This window comes from Streptomyces luteolus (genome assembly GCF_029968015.1).
Taxonomy (GTDB): domain Bacteria; phylum Actinomycetota; class Actinomycetes; order Streptomycetales; family Streptomycetaceae; genus Streptomyces; species Streptomyces luteolus.
The window spans coordinates 1-22,414 of sequence record NZ_JASCIS010000053.1 but is presented as its reverse complement, the minus strand read 5'-3'; the positions used below and the strand labels follow the sequence as shown (position 1 = coordinate 22,414).

The window sequence follows — 22,414 nt, the reverse complement described above, 5'->3', positions numbered from 1 at the left end:
CACGGACGGACACGACGAGGTCGGCACACGAGCGTCCCGCCCGGTCTCCCAGCGCCGGCGTGACACCTCTGCGACCTGCGTGACACATCTGCGCCTCGCACGGTTTCCCGCCTCGCGGGCCAACCTCACCACCACCTCAGGAGACCTGGTTTGGCAGAGAAGGATGAGCAGCTACCGCAACGAGTACTGGTCACCGGCGGCGCCTCGGGAATTGGCGCCGCCCTGGCACGGCGCTTCGCACAGGACGGGGCACGAGTGGCCGTCCTGGACCGTGACCCCGACGCTCTCGCGCGCTTCGAGAAGGACCTTCCGGAAGGGGGCGTGCTGCTCCATGCGGACGTGGGCGACGAGGACTCCGTACAGGCCGCGTTCGCCGCGACGGACGCGGCGTGGGGCGGACTGGACGTCGTGTGCAACAACGCCGGAATCAGCATCCGGCGGTCGTTCCTCGACACCTCGCTCGCAGAGTGGGAGCGGACCCTGCGGGTGAACCTCACGGGCGCCTTTCTGGTGGCCCGTGAAACGGCCCGCCGGATGGTCCCGGGCGGGGGTGTCCTTATCAACACCGCCTCGGTCAGCGGCATGGTGGGCATGCCCGGCTACGCCGCGTACAACGCCAGCAAGGCCGGGCTGATCGAGCTCACCAAGACCTTGGCCCTTGAGCTGGCGCCGGGAATCCGGGTCAACGCGATCTCTCCCGGCTACGTGCTCACCCCCATGCAGCGGGCCGAGTACACCGAGCGGCAGCTTGCCGAGCAGGCGGGGGCGTTGCCGCTGAAGAGACTCGGTTCCCCGGAGGAGATCGCGTCCATGGCTGCCTTTCTGGCCTCCCCGGAGGCCGAGTTCGTCACGGGGCAGACTTTCGTGATCGACGGGGGCGAGACAGCCGGAGGACTGGCCAGCGCTGCCTGGCACGACGTATCCGGGGGCCACGAAGAAGCCGGGGGCCACGACGCATGCGATCGCGGCGACGCGTCCGAGGAGCGCGCCGAACGCGATGGGCACGGGATGACGACAGCGGGACCGGAACGGGGTGGGGGATCATGAGGGACGACACGAGGCAGCCGGCGGGGCAGAACCGGGAACCGCGTCCGGCGGTCAACTCGTACACGGAGTGGGACCCGTTACGCGAGGTGGTGGTGGGAAGTCTGCAGAACGGGGCCTTCCCCGGTTGGCAGGAGTCCATGGCACGGGTCGTGCCCGATGCCGCTCAGCAGGTCTTCCGTGAACGGGGCGGGACCCCTTTGCCCGCCGGCCTGGTCAAGGCGGCCGAGGAGGAACTGGAGGGCTTGGTCGAGGTACTGGAGGACCACGGTGTCACGGCGGTCCGGCCGGACACCGTGCAGCACCAGACACCGTTCGGCACCCCGAGCTGGAGTTCGGCGGGCGGGCTCTACGCCGGGATGCCCAGGGACCTGCTCATGGTCGTCGGCGACGCCATCATCGAGGCCCCGATGTCCTGGCGCTCCCGGTATCACGAGGTGGACGCCTTCCGTTCACTGATCAAGTCCTATTTCCGGCGCGGTGCCCGCTGGCTTCCGGCACCACGTCCCCAGCTGACCGACGAGCTGTATCGCACCGGGGACGCGGCGGGTGAGTGGGCCGTCACCGAGTTCGAACCGGTCTTCGACGCCGCCGATTTCCTGCGCTTCGGGCGCGACCTCGTGGTCCAGCGAAGCCATGTCACCAACGCGTTCGGCATCGACTGGGTGCGGCGTTCCCTCGGGCCGGAGTTCCGCGTCACCGTAGTCGACACCGACGATCCGCACGCGATGCACATCGACGCCACCATGGCCCCGCTGGCGCCGGGCAAACTCCTGGTCCACCCCAAGCGCTACGTCCCCCACCCGCTCTTCGACGGCTGGGAGATCCTGCCCGCCCCGGCTCCGACACTGCCGCGGGACTGGCCGATGTACTTCTGCAGCCCGTGGGTGAGCATGAACGTGCTCTCCCTCAACCCGGAGACGGTGCTCGTCGAGCGCCAAGAACAGCCGCTCATCGACGCGTTGACGGCCTGGGGGTTCCGGTGCGTGCCGGTGGACTTCCGCCACGTCTACACCTTCGGCGGCTCCTTCCACTGCGTCACGCTGGACACCGTGCGGGACGGCGGGACCGGGCGGTACCTCTCCTGGCCCGAGGACCGCTGACGCGAGGAGGCCGGTCACGCGTCGAACAGGACGCGTGACCAGTCCGGGCGCAGCAGGACGTTGTTGTCGTACAGGCAGTACTCCACGGCCAGCAGAGGCAGAGCCGGGTCGTCCGGGCCCGCCGCCGTGCGCGCGGCCTCGCGCGCGGCCTCGACGGTGGCGAAGCGGGCGGCGAGCCCGGCGCACACGTCGTAGGCGGTCCGGGCGGCGCGCTCGTCCCAGTAGCCCGTCAGACCGATCGCCGCGAGAACCGCGCCGGTGCGTTCCGGCTCGGTGCCGACCACCAGCTCGACGAGGGCACGGGCGAGCCGACCGTCGTTCTCCCGCGCCGGGGCGCCTTCCGGCGGTCCCGGAGTGTTCCGTCGCAGCCGGCCGAGCAGCGTCCTGCCGCCGTCCGCAGCGAGGAGCGCGCGAACGGCCCCCGCCGCCTCGTCCTCGCCAGGCGGATGCGGGGTGTGCCGCAGAAGGTCGCACCACCGTGCCAGCTGTTCCTCCCCTGTGTGACGGACGAGGAACGCCGGCCAGTCGAGGCGGGTCCGGTAGGCGCGGGACAGGAACGTCTTCTCCGCATACGCGAACAGCTCGTCCACCGCCCTGGCACTACCGAGGACCTCCACGAGCGCCGTCGGGTAGCTGAACGTGGGATGCACCAGGTCGACCTCGTCCAGGCGCCCGTTGGGGCCGACCGAATACGCACCGGTGGACGTGTCCTCGATCAGGCCGTCCCCCAGGTCGAATACCCGGGTGGCACGGGTGATGAGCGAGTCGTCGAAGCGTTCGGCCAGCCGCAGCTCACTGACGGTGCGCAAGGTGGCCGAGACCGTCTCCGGGGTGGCGTAGGTGTTGCCCAGGAACATGTCGAGGCGCCGGGTCGGTTCGGGCAGGCCGCGCTCCCGGCGGAACGCCTGGTCCTCCTCCAGCCAGTCGACCTGGGCCCGTATCGCGTGCCGGGCGCGGTAGGGCACACGGGTGCGCTTGAGGTTCTCGTCGTGGTAGGAGCCGAACTGGTTCCAGCTCGGCTCGAAGCGCGACTCCAGTAGCGTCCGGATCTCGCTCCGCTCCAGTGGGGGGTTGGGCAGGAGATAGCAGGTCCAGCTCACCGGCTGCCGGCGGCCGTGGTTCAGCTTCCGCATCCGCGCGGCCATCTCGAAGAGCAGCCCGTTGCTGCCGACGTTGATCTCCGAGCAGACCAGCCAGACGCGGGAGACGCCCCGGTCGGCGAGGAAGGTGATGTCGGCCATCACCGCGTCCAGGTCACGGACATGGTGCCTGCGCCCCTTGACCATCGGTTCGGTGCAGAAGTAGCAGCGGTATGGGCAACCACGCTGAATCTCCACCGCGACGTGAACGTCCGCGTCCGGTCCGATGACGCGCCGAGGCCCGTAGAAGTCCAGTAGGTCGTCCAGGACGGCGTCGGTGTACTCGGTGTGGTCGGCGGGAGGCAGGAAGACCCGGGGAGTGAGCGCGTAGCCGTCGCCGGAGCGGTGGGCGAGGTTGGCGATCCGCGCCACGTCGCGGTTCGCCAGGACGTCGTCCAGGTGCTCCAGGACCTCGTCCGGCTCACCGGTCACTCCGAAGTCGGGCTGGAGCCGCTCCAGCAGGTCCGGAGTGCGCGTGGTGAACCCGAAACCGCCGAGCATTATCGGACAGTCAGTCAACTCCCGCAAAATAGTGATGAGTTGTGCAGTGTCATGGAACGGCCAGTAGCTGTTTCTGCGCACGGGCGGGGCGCCCGGCAGGTCGTAATCGGCGTAGTTCCAGATGAAGATGGAGTCCAGCTGGCGCAGGTGGATGCCGATGAGCCGGGGACTGGCGCGCTCCAGCGCCGCGTGCAACGTTGTGCGCCAGGCTTCCTTCGGCGTGCCCAGCAGGTCGAGGCGGGCGGTCGTGAGGCCGTGCCGCGCGGCGAGCGCCGAGACCTGCACGAAGGCGTAGGGATAGATGGGCAGCGCCGGGTAGTTGGAAGCGCTGAGGAGAAGGATGTCCACGCCCTGTCGCGCTCGGGCGGGCGTGTCGTCGATCAGCATGCCGGGCATGGTGGCACGCGCCTGCCGCCCGCACCAGGGGACTGCTACACCCGGTGTCCGAATAGGCGCGTTCGGTAGTGGGTGCTCTTGACGGAGCAGGTGTGATGCGGAGGATGAGAGGGCGCACCGCCGCCGTCCGATCCGCACGCCCCAGGCGGCCGTTCGTGAACGCGCCCCACCGCATTCCGCCATCGCTGCAGGTCATGGTCACCGCTGTGCCTGCCGATCTCACTCATGGGGAGGAGTGGGCCTGTGGTCGCCCCTGTGCTGTCAGCAGACTCCCACGTCGTCGAACCCGTACACCTGTGGGCCGAGGGACTGGAACACCGATACCGCGAGCGTGCCCCCCGCGTCTCCTGGGACCCCGAACGGCGTGGGTGGTACTTCACCTGCGACGATCTGAGGCCCGCTCTGGTCAACAGCCTCTACGCCACCGACACCACGCCCGAGGACTTCGTGGACGGTGCGCAGGCCGTCGTCGAGGCCGCCCGAGCCGGAGGGAGCGATCCGGCCGCACGGCTCAAGGACATGGCGCTGGACGGAGTCGCCGGAGAGGTGCTGTACCCCAGCCTTGCTCTGCACCTCTTCTGGCTCTCCGACGGTGACTTCCAGCGCGCCTGCTTCCGGGCCTACAACGACTGGCTCGCCGAGTACGTCCGCTACGCGCCGGACCGCCTGGCCGGCCTCGGGCTGATCTCCCTCTGGGACGCCGAGGAGGCCGTTCGCGAGCTGCGCCGCTGCCACGACCTCGGCCTCAAGGGCGCGGCCGTCTGGGCCTCCGCCCCCGCCGAGCGGGACTTCACCGGGACCGCCAACGACCCGTTCTGGCGGGAGGCGCAGGAGCTTGGCATGCCCGTCTCCATGCACTGCCTCACCGGATACCGGGACAGCCCGCAGCTCTTCGACTACACGACGCCGATGGGCCGCATCCAGCGCAACATGGGCTACCCGGAAGAGCTGATGCACACGCTGACGGACCTGACCTTCTCCGGCGTCCTCCAGCGCTTCCCCGGCCTCCAACTCGTCATGGCCGAGAACGACATCGGCTGGATCGCCTACCACCTGCTGCACGCCGACCGCATCTACGACAAGCTCGGCCCGGCGCTGCGCACCGACCTCACGATGCCGCCGAGCGCCTACTTCCGCCGCCAGGTGCACGCCACCTTCACCGAGGACGAGGTGGGTGTGGTGACCATGCGCCTGCTGGGGGCGGACAACTTCCTCTGGGGCAGCGACTACCCGCACTACGAGGGCAGTTGGCCGCACTCCCGCGAAGTCCTCGACCGCGGTCTGGCCGACGCCGGTGAGGAGGCCCGCGAGCAGGTGACCTCGGGCAACTGCGCTCGCCTGTACCGATTCGATCTCGCCGCCCTGTCCGCCGACTGAAGGAGACCCGCGTGGCGGAGCAGACCAGCAACCCCTGGTACCGCTTCATCGACGACGACATTGAGGCCAGGGCCCGGATGGGCGTCGGCTTCACCAACCTGATCTCCACCCGTCCCTACGCGCTCGCCCCCGAGACCCTGCGCGGCTTCGAGGACCGCAACGCCGTGATCCGCGAATTCCAGCGGATCACCCGCGACGTCTTCCTGGCCAGCCTGCACGGTGAGGCCGACCCCGCCATCGCGGAGACGATCCTGACCGGCCAGCCTCCGGAGCGCGGCCGTCAGTTCCACCTCGAACTGACGGATCGCCACCTCGCGCTCCCGCTCTACTTCCGCACCGACGAGCCCGCCCCCGGAGCCATCGCCGAAGTGCAGTGCCCGGCCTCCGGCTGGGAGATAGCGGATCAAGTGCACGCCCTCTACCGCGCCTTCCCGGACGACTTCGACGCCGGGGAACGGCGCTTCGCACCGCTCATCGACACCCTCGCGGCCTCCCTGCGCGCCCGGTTCGGCGACGACCTCGTCATCCACCACCTCACCGGCAACGCGTCCCGGCCCCACGGCGTCCACTACACCGTGCAGCGGCTGCGCGAGGCCGGCATCCGGCACTTCGGCTGGGACGCCGTGCACTGGAAGGACTGCGGATTCGTCCGTGCCCACGAGTTCTACGACCTCAGGTACAACGGCTTCTTCGATCAGTGGATGGAGGCGTGCGCGCAGGGTGAACTCGTCTTCGACCACCCGCCCATGCCCCTGTACGACGCCAAGGTGACGATGGCTTGGCCCTTCTGGTCGAAGGCCCGCGAGTTCTATCCCGACGAGGTCCGCGGGATCTTCCCGCACACCGAGATCATCACGCCCGAGGGCTTCCACCTCCCCGACGGCACGTGGATCACCCTGGACGAGTACTGCCGTCTGGGTCAGGGCAAGCGTCGCTACTACGTGAAGTTCGGCAGCCATCACCCGACGCTGAACTGGGGCAGTCGCGCCGTCTACCACACGGGCAGCTTCTCCGGACCGGCGCTGCGCGGCCTCTTCGACCGGATCTGCGCCGACACCGCAGCCGGTCACCCCTGGGTCGCCCAGGACGCGGCACTGCTGGCGGAGCCCGCAGCCGCCGTGTCCCGGAGCGGCGAGGAGGTGAAGTTCGACGGGTATACCAAGCTGAGCGCCTTCTATACCCCGGAGGGGCTGTCCGGGGTGATGGCGATGCAGGAGCGGGCGCAGAAGGTACACGGTTCACCGCAAACAGTCGTAAGCGCCGCCTACTGACACCCAATCCGCTCACCGCCGCACCAACTCCTGACACCGCACTCCTGGACGAGAATGGGGCGAGACGCCATGCCTGGTAAACGCGGCGTGTACTTCGTGGCCAACGACCGTGTGGTGGAGCTGGTCACCGTGTTCCTCAACAGCTTCCGCCGCACCAACCCCGACATCCCGCTCCGGCTGATCCCCTTCGACGAGACGTACGGACAGATCGCCGCGCTGGGCGAGCGGTACAAGTTCACCGTCTGGAACGACGAGCCGCTGCTGGCGCGGTGCGACGAGATCAGCCTCTCCTTCCACGAGCGGCGGACAGGGCACTTCAGGAAACTGGCGGCATGGGAGGGCGAGTTCGACGAATTCCTCTACATCGACAGCGACACAGCCATCCTGCGGAACATCGACTTCGTATTCGACCACCTCGCGGAACACGCATTCGTGACCGCCACGTCACACCTTCCGGGACGCGCCTGGCTAGAGAGCGTCAAAACCTCCGGAAAGCTGACTGAGAAGCAGTACGCATACGCCGCCAACACCGGATTTGTGGCCTCCCGGAAAGGCGCACTCACTCGAGCCGGAATCGCCGCCGCGCTTCCCGCCGCCCGCGAGCTGAAACCACATATGAAACTCGGCTATGAACAGCCGTTCCTGAACTACCTCATGGTCACTTCGGGACTGCCCTTCACCAGCCTGCACCGGCTGCGCACCACCACCGGCGACCAGTCCATCCCGGCGGAGGTCTTCGCCTGGACACCCGGTGTCCAGGCGAAGGACGGAGGGATCACGCACCCCTCCGCCCCTCCGGCCCTACTGGTCCACTGGACGGAGCCCGTCAAGCCGACCTGGACGGACCCGGCGCTGATCCCCCTCTACGACCTGTGGTGCCACTACCGGGACTTGCACACCCGCACGTAGAGAGATTGCGCGTCGTCGTGCCGGGGCGGGAACTCGGGGTGCGCGGTGAGCAGGTCCGCCTCCATGACCTGCTCACCGGAGGGGAAACCGGCCTGGTGGAGTGCCCAGTCGAGCAGTTCGAGATCGAAGAGGTTGCGATGTCTGCCGCGCGCGTGGAAGAGGTCGTTGACGAATTGCTGGACGGGGGCACCGCCGAGGGAGTAATCCGGATACCGTCGGCAGCGGTCCTCCTTGAGAGCCTGCCCCCGGTCCGCCACGTAGGCCCCGCAGACCTTGGCCAGATCGGGGCAGGAGAGCCACAGCACGGCGTCGTCCGCGCAGACCCGGCGCAACTCCCGCAGCAGCGGGATCAGTTGCCCGTGGAGCTCCAGGTGTTCGACGACGTGCTGCATCACGACGGCCGTCACCGAACCGTCCGGGAACGGCAGCCGGCCGGACGCCAGATCGAGGTCGAGTTCCGAGCCGGACACATCGCAATTGAGCCAGCCGGGAACGCGCCGGTCACCGCAGCCCAAGTGGATTCTGCGGGATTTCAGCAGGACCCCGGGTCTCCGCGCCCGGCGGCGTTGCCTCAACTGTGCGCGGAATCGGGAGAAATCATGCTCGACGAGTGCGATGGTGCGGCGATCGAAGTCAAGTTTTCGCAATAGAGAAGCCATCACGTGCTTCACCGTGCCCGAAGAGCAACGCCCGGTCAACCACGCCTGCAAAAGACGGCTCTCAGGCACCCATTCCGCAATCGGGGCCATGCCCCGATCGAAATCCCTGAATTCCCTGTGGAGGCGTCTATGCGACAGGTGGCCCTACCCGGTCCCGGCCGGTGCGAGATCGTCGAACGGGACGAGCCGTCGAGCGGTCCCGGGGATGTCGTGATCGATATCGGCGTGAGCGTGCTGTCCCCCGGCACCGAACGCGCGATCCTGCTGGACCTCCCGACCGCCGGTTCCCGGTTCCCGGAATTCCCCGGCTACATGGCCGCCGGTACGGTACGGCACGGCCCCGCGTTCCCGGCGGGCACCCGGGTCGCCGTGCGCCGTGCGCGCCACGCCAGAGTGGCCGTCGTGTCGCCCCGCTACGTACGCGCCGTGCCCGAGGGCGTCCGGCCGGTCGACGCCGCGGTCTGGCAACTCGCCCTCACCGCTCTGCACGGCCTGCGCACCGGGGAAGCGGCGGCCGGGGAGCCGGTGACGGTGGTCGGCCAGGGCTTGCTCGGCGTCATCACCCGGCGCCTGGCCACGGCCCTCGGCGCGCCCAGGGTGCGGGCGGTCGCGGCCTCTACCGCCCGTACCTGGAGCACCAGGAACGAACCCGCCACCGCGTTCGAGGAACCCGGACGGTTCGACGGCGGCACCCCCCTCGTCATCGACGCCACCGACAGCGGCCCCGGGCTGGCCGTCGCCCTCGCCGCCGCGGCGGACGGCGGCCGGGTGGTACTGCTGGGCTCGCCGAGGAGCGAGCAGGCCGACGTACCGCTGCAAGAACTGCACGACCGGCGGCTCGACTTGCGCGGCGCACATGTCTCCCGGATGACCGAGGCGGACGAGGAGCGCCTCGGCGACCTCTTCTTCTCCCTGCTGAAGCAGCACCGCTTCACCATCAGGGACGTCCTCGCCGACTACCCGGCACACAAGGCACCGGAGGTCTACCGGCGGCTCGCCGAGGACCGGGCCTTCATCAGCGCCGTGCTGCACTGGGATGCCCCGCGCCCCGCACCCGCCCGTCCCGCCCTCGCCGCGCGCCCCGTCCGCTTCGGCCTGCTCGGCTGCGGCGACATCGGCATCGAGGACGCCAGGGCGCTCGCCGCCGCCTCCGAGGTCGCACTGAGCGCCTGCCACGACCCCGTCAGGGAGGTGGCCGAGGAGACAGCGGGGCGCTTCGGCGGAGCGTGGGAGACATCCGTACCGGCCCTGCTGGCCCGCCCCGACGTCGGCGTGGTGCTCGTCGCCACCCCGCACGACACCCACGAGACTCTGCTCGCCCAGGCACTGGCGGCGGGCAAGCACGTCCTGCTGGAGAAGCCCGTCGCCCAGGACCTGGCCGCGGCGCAGCGGATGGCCGCCCTCGCGGAGAACAGCGGGCTGCGCACCGGCGTCCTCTTCCCGACCCGTACGGACCCGAGGTTCCGCCGGGCCTGTGAGGCCGTCGCGGCCGGGGAGATCGGCGAGCCGCTCGGCGTCGCCACCACGTACTTCACGGACAAGACCGCCGCGTACTTCCTCGGCGGCATCAGCGGCCGCGTCCCCACCACCTGGCGCCTGTCGAAGGAGCGCGCGGGCGGTGGATTCCTCATCATGAACCTCATCCACCAGATCGACGCGGTCCGGGCACTCATCGGCCGCGAACCCGACCGCGTCTACGCGGAGACAGCCCCCTCGGCGACGGCCGAGGCCCCCGGCATCGAGGATGTGGTCAGCGTCGTACTGCGCTTCGGCACCATCGTCGCCACGCTCGTGGGCAGCGCGAGCGTGGCCGGCGGCGGGGGGATGCGGACCCGCGTGTGGGGTGAGAAGGGGGAGGTGCGGCTGACGCCCGGCTTCACGCTCACTCGTCGGGGCACGCCCGGTCACGACGACGAGCCCGACCCCGTGCCCGCCCCGACCGCGATCGACCTGCGCACCTGGGCATTCACCCGCTTCGCGAGGGCGATTCACGAAGGTACGCCGGAGGACGTGAGCCTCGCGGACGGCCTACGCACCCAGGCGGTGGTGGAGGCCGCCTACGCCTCCGCGCGCCTCGGCCGCGCGATCTCCCCGGCGCGACTCCTGGAAGGCGACACGCTGTGAGCACTTGGCGGCGCGTCACGAGCCCTAGGGGCGAGTCCGCGGTTGCGGGAAACCTGGTGTGGTTCGCGGACGACCCGGAGGCCGCCGAGACCTGGGCGTACGGGTACCCCGCGGAGGGCGCCGCCGCGCGCGCCGCGCGCGCCTGGGCCGCCACCGCGCACGCCGCCGCCTCGGCCCTCGGCGGCGCCACCGCCGAGGTGGTGGGCGACGGCGCGCTTGCCCGCCTTGTCCGGCTGGCCACGAGCGGCCCGGCCCAGGACACCGGTCCGGGCCCGGACGTGGTGGTGGAGACGACCGGTACCGCCGCAGGCATCCGTGAGGCCCTGGCCTCGGTCCCGCCAGGTGGGCGGGTGCTCCTCGCCGCGCGCCCCCTGGACACCACGACAGCGCTGGCCACATACGACGCGGTGCACCTGCCGGGCATCCACGTGGTGCCCGTCTCCTGGGATGATGGCGGCGAGGGCGTTCCCGGCCAACTGGTGGCACACGCCCGGCGCGACGTGTGGCCGATGCCAAAGGAGTGACGGAACCGGTGCATCCGGCGCGCGAGTGCTCCGGGCGCCGCCGACCAGACCCTTCGGACGCGCCGGTCCACGCCTACTCCTGTGAGACCTCGGGTGCGGGGTGTGCGGCCATCGCTGCCAGCCCGTCCTCAAGACCGGTTCGAGGCCGGAAGCCGAACCCCCGGGCGGCGACGGTGATGTCGGCGCCGGTGTGCCGGGCGTCGCCGGGCAGGGCGGGCCGCCGGTCGAGAGCGACCCGCCCGGCGACCCGCTCCACGGCGGCGATCGCCTGCCGCATCGAGACGGGCCGACCGCCACCGAGGTTGGCGATCCCGGTGAAGCCGGAACAGGCGACGTCCCGCATTGCCACGACGACGTCCCGCACGTAGGTGAAGTCCCGGGTCTGCTCGCCGTCGCCGTACAGGGGAAAAGGCGGGCCGCCGGCCGCGGCGGCGATCAGCCGGGCGAAGGCCATGTCGGGGCGCTGACGCGGGCCGTAGACACTGAACAGCCGCAGCGACACCGTGGGCACGCCGTACGTCGTGCGGTACAGCTCGCACAGGTGCTCGGCGGCGAGCTTCGTGACCCCGTACGGAGACACCGGGGCGGGGCAGGCGGTCTCGGGCGTCGGGAAGCGGTCGGCATCGCCGTAGACCGAAGAACTGGAGGCGTGGACGAACTTGCGGAGCGGCCGGTCGCGCACGCTCTCCAGCAGCCGCTGGGTGGCCAGCACGTTGTGGCGGGTGTAGAGCGCGAACTCCCTTCCCCAGGACGGCCGTACGCCGGGCTGCCCTGCTAGGTGGTAGACCACGTCGACATCGTCGAGCAGTGCGTCCGTCCGCGGGTCCAGCACATCGAGGGGGTGGAAGGAGAACGCCGGGGAGCGGAACGCCTCTGCCAGATTGCGTCGCTTGCGCGCCGGGTCGTAGTAGTCCGTGAGCACGTCGATGCCGACGACGGCGTCCCCGGCGGCGAGCAGGTGGGCGCACAGATGAGAGCCGATGAACCCGGCCGCCCCGGTCACGGCCGCCCGCATCACGCGCCCCCGCGTGCGGAGGCGCCGTCCGAGCGCGGCAGGACGCGGTCCACCCGGGCGCGCCAGGTGTACTCGCCGCTCAGCACTCGTTCGGCCGTCTCGCCCAGGGCCGCGCGTTCCTCGGGAGCGTCCGCCAGGCGCCGCACGGCCGCCGTCCAGGCGGCGACGTCCTCGGGGCGGCAGAGCAGGCAGTTCACGCCGTCCGTCAGGACCTCCCTGAGCACCGGCAGATCGGAGGCGATGATCGCCTTGCCGTGAGCCATGTACTCGAAGAGTTTCATCGGCGAGATCCAGCGGCTGATGTCCCCCATGCCCCCTGCCACCGCCACTCGCCGCTGGTACGGAGCGAGAACGAGGTCGAACGCGCGGTAGTAGGGGTGCAGTTCGGCAGGCGGCAGATGGCCGTGGAAGTACACGTTGGGGGTACGGGGCCTGCCTCGCCAGTGGGCCAGGTCCTCGTCCGTACCTCCGACGAGGTGGAAGTCGGCCTCGGGCAGGGAAGCGGCCAGATCGAACACCACGTCGATGCCCCGCCCCGGGTAGAGGTGCCCGACGTAGCCGACCTTCAGCGCGTCCGGCCGGCCGGGCAGCGTCGCCGTCGTCCCGGTGGCCGCCGGGAGGTCGGCGCAGTCGGGGACGGACACCACCTCCGGCCCGCCGGGTCTCCGCAGCCGGGGGACCGTACGCAGGTAGTCCCTGGCGAGCGCCTGGGTCACGGTGACCACCCGGATCAGGCCGGGGAGACGGAACAGGACGCGCTCCAGGGCGCGTTGTCCTCGGCGTGGACGCAGGAGGTGGGTCTCGTAGACGAGCGGGGCCAAGCCCGCGGCGGCGAGCAGCGCGTACAGATCCCTGCCGTAGACGAGATCGACGGCACCGGAGCGCCGTACGGCCCGGCGGATTCGCCACGCCCTGATCCAGAGGCCGAGCACCGGAACCCGGGGGGTGCCGAAGATGCGGACCGGGAACCGGTTGCGGGTGCCGTAGTAGGCGTGGACGTCCTCGGCGGAGACGTTCCCCGTCGCCGCGTAGAGGGTGATGTCGTGACCGGCGTCCGCGAAGGCGTCGCACATGCGCATCACATGAACGCCGTTGGCGAAGACGGAGGGGATTTCGCAGGCATGCAGATAGACGATGCGCAAGAGGACCTCTTCCGATGTTCATGAGCGCCTCCGCCGACGGCGGGACGCGGCACGGCGTGTTCAGGCGGCGCGGGGTGCCGAACCGCCGGGGGAGCCGTCAGGGGGTCAGTTCTCCTCGGGGTCGTGGAAAGGCGCGAGCGGTTCACCTCGTACGGCTTCGGAGACGAATCCGTCCGGTCCGGCGGGGCGGTCGCCCAGGACCAGTACCCGGTACATCCTGCGCCGGTAGTCGGTGTGGTGGAGGTCGGCGGGCTGGAGGTGCGCGACCGCGCGGTTGTCCCAGACGGCGATGTCGCCGGGCGTCCACTGGTGGCGCACGGTGTACTCCGGGCGGCTGAGGTGGGCGAGGAGGATGTCGAGGATTCCGTCGCTCTCCCAGGGAAGCAGTCCGGCGATGTGCGAGACGGAGGCCGGCGGCACGAAGAGCGCCTTCTCCCCGGTCTCCGGGTGCACCCGCACCACGGGATGCAGGGACACCAACGTCTCCCGGGCCCGCTTCCGGATGATCTCCAGGTCCTCTTCGTCGGAGAAGAGCAGCCGTACTCCCGCGTGCAGGGCGTGTTCGGCGCGCAGCCCGTCGGCCAGCTGCTGGAGCGGACGGGACAGCCCGTCGTAGGCGGCGACGAGATTGGTCCACTGGGTGTCGCCGCCGAACTCCGTGGCCACCTCGCACCGGAGCACCGAAATAGCCGGCGGATTGACGACGGAGGCGACATCGACGTGCCAGCCGGAGTCAGCTCGCTCCGACTTGCGGTGCAATCGCTCCTCGAACCTCGTACCATGCCGGGCGTCGTTCACGTCCGGGTCGACGACGAGGATCTCCGGGAATCCTTCCGGGTGGGTGCCGTGCTGCGCGCCCGGAAGGCGGGTTATCTCGCCTAACCGACGGGCGAAAGCCACCTGGGCGGCGTGGTCCAGGTGCTGGCCGGAGAAGAAGACCACTTTGTGGCGGAGCAGGGCTGCCCGGATCTCCGCCATCGTCTCGGGCAGCAGCTTCTCCGGGTCTCCCAGGTCGATTCCCCGGATCTCCGCCCCGATCCTTCCCGCGACGCGGCGTATCTCGGTCTTGGACGATTCCACGGTCACACTCGGCCCTTTCGGTCATACCCAGCGCAGAATGGTCGTGTCGTCGAGTACGCCCATGTTCCACTGGGCGACCAGACGCGTGCTTTCCTCGTCGTGCCGCTGTCCGACGGCATGGATCTTGCCTACGTCGAACAGGTAGATGTCCCCGGTACGGATGGGAATGGTGATCCGGTCAAACCGGGCCAGCGCCTCTTGCGGATACCTGGGGTCGGGGCCGGAGCTCATGCTCTGGCTGCTTTCCTCGTCGGGTGTGATGTTCCAGCACACCAGTTCGCCACCGGCGACGTTCTTCACGCATGCAAGTGCTGAGTAGCAGCGGCTGACCCGTTGAATCTCGAAACCGCTCAGGTGCGGCATGGCGCGGAAAGCGGAGGCGTCGGTATGCGGTTCCAGCGTGTAGGCGCCTCCGCGCTGCCGGCTCCGCAGCTTGAACAGCCCCGCCTGACGGCCCTGGTGTTCCGCCACCCGGAGCCGGATGCCTTCTCCTGCCAGATGGCGGGCGTATTCGTCGACCAGATCCGGTACGGCGCGGCCGGGGCCCTCGAAGAGCGCCGCCATGGAGGACCGGTCGCGTTCCACCTCGTCCAGGTAGGCGTCCATGCTGGAGTTTGCCACCAGGGGGGGGTGCCGCACGTGTTGACGTTGAGGGGCACGCCGTCGGACGACCGCTTGAGGAGGGGACTGTTCCAGAAGTTCCTCCGGAGACTCGCACACGCCTCAGGTGACAGGACGCCCCGGAAGACGGCGCCCACGATGCGTCCGCGCAGGACGTCCGACCACACCTCCCAGCCGAGCGCGTCGCGTTCCTCGAAACGGAAGTAGTCGGCCGGGCTCACGACACCCGTCAGCGCGACGGGTTCGGCACCATCTGCCATAGCAGAAATCCTCTCCGAGACAGGTGCGATCAACCGGGGAAGCGCGGTCGTCTGTGGCCGGCTGTCAGCCCTGCACGCTTCTTCGCTCGTGTTTTCGGCGCCTATTCGTAGTCCGTGCCTTCCAGCCGGGCCGTGAGAGGAACCACCGGGCGCCACGATGCCGCCCAGGAAGCCTGCGCGTGCTCCACCCGCCACAGGAATTACTGACACGGAGCACGGCGCAATAGACACCCGACCCAGTCGATTGTCGGCAGCCGTTTGGGATCGTCAAGAGACCCCGGTTCCTCGTCCTGCAGATTCGGCCACGCCATGAAAATCTGACTTCTATCCCTCTGGCCCCTCGCATCCCTCCCATCCCACTCATGCGCCGAGCCGGATACTCTGGCGCCGACTTCGGCCTTGAGCTCGACATCGCGGGTGAGACCTGCGGTGAAGGGCGCTGTTGTGCTGCCGGATGCCCTTGACGTCGGTGAGGCATCAGGGCCCGCCCAGGGAGGCGGACCTATTGAACGCGCATCGGATATCCGTACACTCTTGGTCCATGCGCCATGTACACATGGGAACTTCGGGTTTAAAGGTCTCCGTGGTCGGATTGGGCTGCAATGAACTCGGCCGGTCCGTCGGGCTCGACGGGGCGCGCCCCGTGGTAAATGCCGCACTCGACGCCGGAATCACGCTATTCGACACGGCCGACGTGTACGGAGATTCCGAATCCGTGCTCGGCCAATGCCTGCGCGGTGAGCGGGATCGTGTCGTCCTGGCGACGAAGTTCGGGCATCAGAAGATGGAGATGGGGTACGGACCCGCCGCTGGTGCGAAGGGGGGGCGTGCGTACATCCGTCGGGCTGTCGAGGCGTCCCTCCGCCGTCTCCGTACGGATTACATCGACCTCTATCAGATTCATACGCCCGATCCGCGGACTCCTATCGAGGAGACGCTCGTGGCCCTGACCGAACTCGTCTGCGAAGGCAAGGTCCGCTACATCGGGAACTCCAACTTTGCCGGCTGGCAGATCGCCGAAGCCGCCTGCACATCACGTTCCGGGGGACTCGAGTCGTTCGTGTCCGCCCAGAACCACTGGTCGCTGCTCGATCGCGGCATCGAGGACGAAGTCGTGCCCGCGGCACGTCATTTCGGCCTGGGAGTCCTTCCATACTTCCCGCTCGCGAACGGCTTGCTGACCGGCAAGGTGCGACGAGGCAAGCCCATTCCGGCAGGAACCCGCATCGCGCAGAGCGCATACCAGGTCACGGAGGCGCGGCTCGACACCGTGGAGACACTGATCGCGTGGGGTATGGAGCGCGGGCGCGGTCTCCTGGATATCGCTGTGGGTGGCCTTGCCGCGTTCCCCGGCTGCAGTTCGGTGATCGCTGGGGCCACGAAGCCGGAACAGGTGAGGGCCAACGCGGCTGCGGGGGAGTGGGTTCCCGCCGCCGAAGAGCTGAAGGAGTTGGTAGAGCTGCTGTAGGGCACCAGCTGATGGCCGGCCAGTTCACTCCCTGTCAAGCCCGGTTCATGGTGATAATCAGGCTGAGTTGGGCGCCGGCCCTATGTGTGGCGGCCGTTGGGTGACGGGGCCGGGCGCTCAGGACTTCAAGATCATCTCATCCCCCTTTTGATGCGTATCTCGGTCACAACTGGCACGAAACATTGGGTCAAAACACCCTCTGAGAAGGTGCCGTCGGCGAACGGCAGGTGTGGTAGTTCGTTTGGAAAAAGCGAGTGCGCCCGCACAGCTCACCGGGCACGGGCCGACCGCCGCCGCGCGATGGCGACGTCCGGCCTGATCCCGTCGATTCCGGTGACGAAAGAGCCGCTCGCCCTCGCAAGCGTGCGCGCAGTGTCGCCGACCCCGCACCCGGCATCGAGCACCGCGGCCGTATTGCTCTCGCAGGCCCTGGGCCACGCTCGACTTGCCCGACGCCGAGTTGCCGCGGATCACGACGAGGCGGGTGTCCGGACGGCCGGCCGCTGTCGGGCGGATATGCGACAGGGTGCTCGGTCGGTGTGGCGGTCATGCGGGCCAGCCCGTCTCGCTGTACAGCTCACCGTTCTGGATCTTCGCGATAGCCAGTCGGGTATAGGGGACGAGGTCATCGGGAAGGGCGGCGGGGTCCCAGAATCTCCACTGGAGGCACTTGTCCGGCTCGCGCAGCTTCGGCTCGCCGCGCCAGGTGCGGGCGCGGAAGAACAGGCCCATGCGGGGCGGGTTCCTGGGCTTGCCGATGTGGTGGACGACGTGGACGAGTTCGACGTCCTGGCGCTCGATGTGCAGGCCAGCTTCCTCCTGAGCCTCCCTGATCAGGCAGGCGATGGCGTTCTCCTGCTCGCAGTGGCCGGCCAGGACGTGCCAGGTGGATGGCGCGAACGCGGAGTTGGGGTGGCGCAGTCCGAGCAGCACCGTCCCGTCGGGCCGCTCCAGGTAGAGGTGGACGCCGATGATGTTGGGGACCGTGCCGTGCGGCGAAGCCAGACGTTCCTCCTCGGGTCCGGGCCTGCTCTGCGTCCTCGGGAGGCTGGCAGCGTGGCGCCGTACGAGGTCGCTGGTGGTGTCCGCGATGCGCAGGCGGTGAAGGTCTGAGGGGGTGAACCAGGCGAGCATCACCCCTTCGGTCAGGTGGAGTTCGCGCGGGTCACCGTTCCAGCGGCCTGCGTAGATGGCGATGGGCACGGTTGCGCCGGCATCGTTGAAGGCGTACTCGGTGCCGAACGGGGTGAGGTCGGCGAGGTCGAGGCCGGCTTCCTCGGCCAGTTCGCGCCGGGCGGTGTGTTGCAGGGTGGCGTCCTGCGGTTCTCGGCCGCCGCCCAGCAGGGACCACATGCCCGGCTCCCAGATCTGGCCGGGGAAGTAGTCGCGAAGGTGGAGCAGGTACTCGCCGCGGTCGTTGTAGATCAGGGCGGAGGCGTTGGCCGTCTCCGGTTCGGTCTCTGATGGGAGCTTGAGCAGTTTCTCGCGCAGGGACTGGGAGGAAACCTGGTCCACCGGTCGCCACTCGATGCCGCCGACCTCTTCTTCCTGCAGCACGACTGGCACGTCGGTCGGGGTGTGCAGGCGGAAGAGGAACCGGAGGTCGAAGTGCTGGTGGCCGGGTTCACCCTTGCCCGGGTGGGCGTCGACGTCGTGGATGTCGATGTCGAACGGCACGGCCTCGTAGCAGGGCCACGGTGCGACGGCCTGGGGTGGGATCCCGGTCTCCTCGTGCAGCTCCCGCAGCGCCGTTGCCGCCAAGGACTCGTCGGCGGGCTCGGCGTGGCCGCCAGGGGCGAGGACCTTCCCGCTCGCCAAGTGCAGCACGTGCAGGACGCGGCCGAGGTCGTCGACGACGATCGCGCCGCAGGTGACGTGTCCGGCGAAGGTGGAGCGGCTGGCGATCTCGTCGCCGGCCCGGTCGAGGGCGTCCAAGAGAGCGTCGAGCTGCTCGCGCTCGTGAGAGTGGCGAGCGAGGTATGCATCGACGGTGGTGCGGATGTGATCGTGCGACAACGGCATTGGGCTACCTCAGAGGGCGTGGAGCGGGACGAGTCGAGGCGGGGCGGTCGGTCGGGTCAGCTCAGCCGCATCCCCTCCGCTGGGATCTCCTCGACGGCAGCTGTGCGAGCGATGGGCAGCCCCCACCGCTCGTTTGCCGTCTCTGCCGCGAGCTGGGCTTGCCGCGCGCCGGGCGGGCCCCAGCCCAGCAGGGCCGCGGCCTGGGCGGGAGTGGCGAGCAGACGGGCGAAGGAGCGGCCGGTGGCGGGGTCGACCTCCGCCGGTCCGATGTCGTGGACCCGGGCAGCCAGGCGGAGCCGGACGTTGGGCCCTACGCCGCCGTAGACCTCGCCGGTCTCGTCCAGCACCCAGCCCAGTCGTAACGGATCGGCCAGGGTGAGCTGGGCCTCCTCGGCAGCTTCGCGATGCAGGGTGCCCTCGGGCGTCGCGTCGGTCGCCTCCACGGTGCCGCCCGGCAGCATCGGCAGCGCGCCCCGCGGGCCGGGGTCGGCCACAACGACGACACGGCCGTCGGGGACGAAGCACCATGCCCAGGCTTGCTGCACGGGCAGATGTTTGGGCACGGGGCCGTGGTGAAGAGGGCTGTCCCAGAGAATCCGGTAGCGGACGTGGACGTCATGGCGGTCCAGAGTCGGGACGCCGAGGATGTGCCGGCCGTCGGCGAGGTGCGCGGTGGCGGTGTTCCCGAGCCGGGCACGGTATGCGGCGAGCATGATCTGCCCGTCCACGGGGCGCAGCCGCTGCACCGCGTCCCGGGTCTCCAGGAAGGCGTACTCGGACAACTCCTCGCGCGGCAGACGGATCGCCTCCACCTGATCGGGGCGGAGGGTTCCCCCGTCGAAAACGAACCGGACCTCCCCGGGGCAGGCCGTGCCAGGCTGAAGATCGGGATGGTGCGAGGAGAAGGAGTGGACGGCGAGCACGGCCGACAGGGGCAGGTCCAGGCCCAGTTCCTCGGTGATCTCACGCCGGCAGGTGACGTGCGGGTGTTCACCGGCCTCGACCACGCCCCCGGGCAGCAGCCACGAGTCGTCCTTGCGGTAGGTGGGGTGCACCAGCAGGACCCGACCGACCTCGTCGGTGATGATCGCGGCGGCACCGAGCCACGCCGCATGCCGGGACGCGGCGTGTTGCGCGGCCGACAGAGTGGCACGCGGCGAGACGGGATCCGCAGGGGAGACGGGAGAGGGCACTCAGCTCTGCCTTTCGGGACGGTAGGCGGGCGGGTACGCACGCGGCGCGGACAGGCGTGGTTGCTCAGGAGGCACGGTCGTTCATCCGGCGCTGCAGTTGCGCGTGCGGCTGGGAACGATCATGGTGATGCGGGTGTCTTGTGGGCGAACACGTGCGGTTCGTGGTCTGTGCCCCGCCGGGGCACAGCCGGGGAGCAGGGACGTACACCCCCACGCCCCGGTGATGGGGGAGGGCTATCTGTCCTTGGCCAGGGCGACGAGTTCGGCGAAAAGACCGCCGGCGTTCACCAGGTCCTCGTAGGTGCCGTGCTCGATGACCCGGCCCTTGTCCATCACCAGGATTCGGTCGGCCAGCCTGGTGTTCTCAAGCCGATGCGTCACGACGATCGTCATGCGCTCGGCAGCCTCGCGCTTGATCTCCAGGAAGATCGAGTGCTCACCGCGTGCGTCCATCTGAGAGGTTGGTTCATCCAGGACCACCAGGGGTGTCTTCCTGTACAGCGGCCGGCTGGCCACGAGGCGTTGCCACTGGCCGCCGGACAGTTCCGCGCCGCCCCACAGTTCGCGGGCCAGGAGGGTGTCGAGTTGTTTCGGCAGCTTCTCGATCGCCTCGCGCATCCCGACCGCGTCGATGACGTCCCACACCGGGGCGTCGTCGAAGGTTCGGGGCTGTCCCAGAGTGATGTTCTCGCGGGTCCGCAGAGGCCAGCACGCGAAGTTCTGCGGGACCAGAGACGTGCGCTTCCACACGGCGTCCGGGTCGGCTTTCGCCAGGTCCGTTCCGTCCCAGAGAACGCGGCCCTTGTCGGCCAGCAGAATCCCCGTGATCAGTTTGGCCAGCGTCGACTTCCCGGAGCCGTTCTCGCCCACGATGGCCAGGATCTCCCCGCGGCGCAGCGTGAGGGAGACGTGGTCGACGGCCCGTTCGTCCTTGCCTGGGTACTGGTACACGACCTCGTCGAGGCGGATCTCGTCCACGCGCTCCGGAATGCTCAACTCGCCGCGCTTCGGAGCGCGTTCCGTGGCGGTGTCGAGGAAAGCCCTCATGTCGGCCAGGTACAGGGACGTGTGGAACATCGCGGCCCCGTGGATGACGAACTGGGACAGGGCGGCCAGTGTGGTCTGAACGGCGACGACGGCGGTGGCCGCGACGGGCAGGGCGACCTGTCCGCTGGTGGCCAGCCAGGCGAGGGTGGCCCAGGTGCCGAGCAGGAAGATCCCGCCCAGGGCGCTGGTGGCCAGGACGATGCGCAGCATCCGCGGGGCCGCGGTCAGGGTGCGCTGGTCGATCCGGTCGGACAGGGCCCGGTACCAGTAGATGAGGTAGCCGGTCATGCCGTTGGCGCGAACCTCGTCCCCGTACCGGCTGTATGTGGCCCACCAGCGCATCATCGAGCGGACGTTGCGGTCACCGACATTGAGGTAATGGGTCTCGTAGTCGACGCGCGCGGACAGCACGGCGCCGGCGCCGGCCGGAAGCACGGCCAGCAGCAGGAGGGGGAGCATCAGGGGGTGAAGTGCCGTGATGACGCTGCTCGCGGCGATCATGCGGATCAGGGCGGACATGAACCGCTGGGCGTCCTGGACCATCATCCGGGTCCGCGTGACGCCGACCTCGGCGGCTTCCTGCCGGTCGGCGAACCCGTCCTCGGTGTACGCGGAGGACTCCACCCGGCAGACGGCTTCGACGAGCGCGATGTCCGCTTCGGTGATCAGCAGGGGTGTGATCCGGCCGTCGGCGTACGAGGACAGAGCGCTGCTGATCCGGCCGATGCCGGCGGCTGCCGTCACGACGATCAGGGCGGGCAGAGCGGCGTGCAGGCGTTCGGACACCGTTCCTGTTCCGAGGATGTGCGTCATGGCCTGGGCGGTGAAGGCGAGCACGAGCGCGGCGGCGATACCGGTAAACAGCTGACAGGCGAGGAGTAGCACGACCCCGGCCCTGTCGACGCTCCAGGCCATCCGTGCGGTGTGTCCGAGCACGGAGGGAAGGCGGCGGCACATCGCCCCGAAACTGGCATCTGCCAGCGGATTCCTGCCGTAGTGCCCCTCGAAGCTGAGGGTGGCGGGTGGTGGAGGGGGCGGGGTCTTCCCTTGTGTGGTCGAGGCGTCAGTCACTGTCACCTGTATCCCTCCTTGGGGTGATGCCGCACCTGGATGGCTCGGCGGTGCACGGCCTAACGACGCGGCCGGGGAATCGAACGCGCTCGATTCCGGACGCGCTGGGCCCCTTGAACTGCAAGGGGCGGAACGTGGGATCGCCGCTACGGGGCTGCTCGCGGACGGGGCGGATTGGCCGAATCGCCGAGGCTTGAAACGCCTGTGACGAATGAGGTTTCGAGGTCCGGCCAACCGTGTGGTGGGGTCATGACAGCTTCCAGAGCAGGAAGGGAACGGCGCTGCCCGCGGCGAGGACGGCCAGGAGCAACAGAACACCGGCAATGACCATGGAGGAGCTGATCTCTTGGTCCTCGGCGGCCTGCCGCTTCTCCTCGGCTGCGGCGTCCTCGTGGGCCTTTCCCAGGCAGGTCGGGCAGCGGTCCTCGATGTGCTCGGGCATCAGTCG

General features: G+C 69.4%; 19 protein-coding genes and 1 pseudogene. 8 read left to right on the top strand and 12 right to left on the bottom strand.

Annotated features, from left to right (window positions below):
- Positions 1-150: 150 nt before the first annotated feature.
- On the top strand, positions 151-1,047 hold the full coding sequence (locus tag QIT00_RS33300) for an SDR family NAD(P)-dependent oxidoreductase (RefSeq protein ID WP_282539208.1): 897 nt from the start codon (positions 151-153) through the stop codon (positions 1,045-1,047).
- Positions 1,044-2,147 (top strand): amidinotransferase, encoded by a 1,104-nt coding sequence (locus QIT00_RS33295; RefSeq protein ID WP_282539207.1) that lies wholly within the window; start codon positions 1,044-1,046, stop codon positions 2,145-2,147. The genes QIT00_RS33300 and QIT00_RS33295 overlap by 4 nt, the downstream gene beginning before the upstream one ends.
- 14 nt (positions 2,148-2,161) lie before the next feature.
- On the opposite strand, the gene QIT00_RS33290 is transcribed toward QIT00_RS33295, so the two are convergent.
- On the bottom strand, positions 2,162-4,174 hold the full coding sequence (locus QIT00_RS33290) for a B12-binding domain-containing radical SAM protein (RefSeq protein WP_282539206.1): 2,013 nt from the start codon (positions 4,172-4,174) through the stop codon (positions 2,162-2,164).
- A gap of 252 nt (positions 4,175-4,426) precedes the next feature.
- Here QIT00_RS33290 and QIT00_RS33285 point away from each other — a divergent pair, with 252 nt between their 5' ends.
- The 3 genes from QIT00_RS33285 (at position 4,427) to QIT00_RS33275 (ending at position 7,740) form a co-directional block, all read left to right on the top strand.
- Positions 4,427-5,560 (top strand): amidohydrolase family protein, encoded by a 1,134-nt coding sequence (locus tag QIT00_RS33285; protein WP_282539205.1) that lies wholly within the window; start codon positions 4,427-4,429, stop codon positions 5,558-5,560.
- Positions 5,561-5,571: 11 nt separating this feature from the next.
- Positions 5,572-6,831 carry a hypothetical protein gene (locus QIT00_RS33280; protein WP_282539204.1) on the top strand — a complete coding sequence of 420 codons (1,260 nt, stop codon included), beginning with the start codon at positions 5,572-5,574 and terminating at the stop codon, positions 6,829-6,831.
- A gap of 69 nt (positions 6,832-6,900) precedes the next feature.
- Positions 6,901-7,740, top strand: a complete 840-nt coding sequence (locus QIT00_RS33275; protein WP_282539203.1) for a glycosyltransferase family protein — start codon at positions 6,901-6,903, stop codon at positions 7,738-7,740.
- Here the strand turns inward: QIT00_RS33275 and QIT00_RS33270 are convergent.
- The gene (locus QIT00_RS33270; RefSeq protein WP_282539202.1) at positions 7,713-8,210 is read right to left on the bottom strand and encodes a methyltransferase domain-containing protein; all 498 of its coding nucleotides are present in this window, start codon (positions 8,208-8,210) and stop codon (positions 7,713-7,715) included. The two genes, QIT00_RS33275 and QIT00_RS33270, sit on opposite strands and share 28 nt — an antisense overlap.
- Positions 8,211-8,528: 318 nt before the next feature.
- On the opposite strand from QIT00_RS33270, the gene QIT00_RS33265 reads away from it, so the two are divergent.
- Positions 8,529-10,523, top strand: a complete 1,995-nt coding sequence (locus QIT00_RS33265; RefSeq protein WP_282539201.1) for a Gfo/Idh/MocA family protein — start codon at positions 8,529-8,531, stop codon at positions 10,521-10,523.
- Entirely contained in the window at positions 10,520-11,047 is a 528-nt protein-coding gene (locus QIT00_RS33260) for a hypothetical protein (protein WP_282539200.1), read from the top strand. The genes QIT00_RS33265 and QIT00_RS33260 overlap by 4 nt, the downstream gene beginning before the upstream one ends.
- A gap of 73 nt (positions 11,048-11,120) precedes the next feature.
- On the opposite strand, the gene QIT00_RS33255 is transcribed toward QIT00_RS33260, so the two are convergent.
- From QIT00_RS33255 to QIT00_RS33240, 4 genes are all read right to left on the bottom strand, one after another.
- A complete protein-coding gene (locus QIT00_RS33255) occupies positions 11,121-12,062 on the bottom strand; it encodes an NAD-dependent epimerase/dehydratase family protein (RefSeq protein WP_282539199.1) in 942 nt (313 codons plus the stop codon).
- A complete protein-coding gene (locus QIT00_RS33250) occupies positions 12,062-13,204 on the bottom strand; it encodes a glycosyltransferase family 4 protein (RefSeq protein WP_282539198.1) in 1,143 nt (380 codons plus the stop codon). The genes QIT00_RS33255 and QIT00_RS33250 overlap by 1 nt, the downstream gene beginning before the upstream one ends.
- Before the next feature lie 105 nt (positions 13,205-13,309).
- Positions 13,310-14,290 (bottom strand): TauD/TfdA dioxygenase family protein, encoded by a 981-nt coding sequence (locus QIT00_RS33245; protein WP_282539197.1) that lies wholly within the window; start codon positions 14,288-14,290, stop codon positions 13,310-13,312.
- A gap of 15 nt (positions 14,291-14,305) precedes the next feature.
- A complete protein-coding gene (locus QIT00_RS33240; protein ID WP_282539196.1) occupies positions 14,306-14,890 on the bottom strand; it encodes a hypothetical protein in 585 nt (194 codons plus the stop codon).
- An 816-nt stretch (positions 14,891-15,706) separates the two neighbouring features.
- Here QIT00_RS33240 and QIT00_RS33235 point away from each other — a divergent pair.
- Positions 15,707-16,633, top strand: a complete 927-nt coding sequence (locus tag QIT00_RS33235) for an aldo/keto reductase (protein ID WP_282539195.1) — start codon at positions 15,707-15,709, stop codon at positions 16,631-16,633.
- 269 nt (positions 16,634-16,902) lie between these two features.
- Here QIT00_RS33235 and QIT00_RS38800 read toward each other — a convergent pair whose 3' ends face one another.
- From QIT00_RS38800 to QIT00_RS33210, 6 genes and pseudogenes are all read right to left on the bottom strand, one after another.
- A complete protein-coding gene (locus QIT00_RS38800; protein ID WP_349017222.1) occupies positions 16,903-17,037 on the bottom strand; it encodes a class I SAM-dependent methyltransferase in 135 nt (44 codons plus the stop codon).
- Positions 17,036-17,158: pseudogene (locus QIT00_RS33230) on the bottom strand (kinase); the annotation flags it as partial. The gene QIT00_RS38800 and the pseudogene QIT00_RS33230, both read right to left, overlap by 2 nt.
- A gap of 21 nt (positions 17,159-17,179) precedes the next feature.
- On the bottom strand, positions 17,180-18,655 hold the full coding sequence (locus tag QIT00_RS33225; RefSeq protein ID WP_282539194.1) for an NUDIX domain-containing protein: 1,476 nt from the start codon (positions 18,653-18,655) through the stop codon (positions 17,180-17,182).
- A gap of 56 nt (positions 18,656-18,711) precedes the next feature.
- Complete coding sequence (locus QIT00_RS33220; protein WP_282539193.1) at positions 18,712-19,848, bottom strand: NUDIX hydrolase; 1,137 nt, start codon at positions 19,846-19,848, stop codon at positions 18,712-18,714.
- Positions 19,849-20,082: 234 nt separating this feature from the next.
- Positions 20,083-21,966 carry an ATP-binding cassette domain-containing protein gene (locus QIT00_RS33215; RefSeq protein ID WP_408909901.1) on the bottom strand — a complete coding sequence of 628 codons (1,884 nt, stop codon included), beginning with the start codon at positions 21,964-21,966 and terminating at the stop codon, positions 20,083-20,085.
- 247 nt (positions 21,967-22,213) lie between these two features.
- A partial coding sequence (locus QIT00_RS33210) for a hypothetical protein (RefSeq protein WP_282539191.1) occupies positions 22,214-22,414 on the bottom strand: 201 nt, incomplete at its 5' end.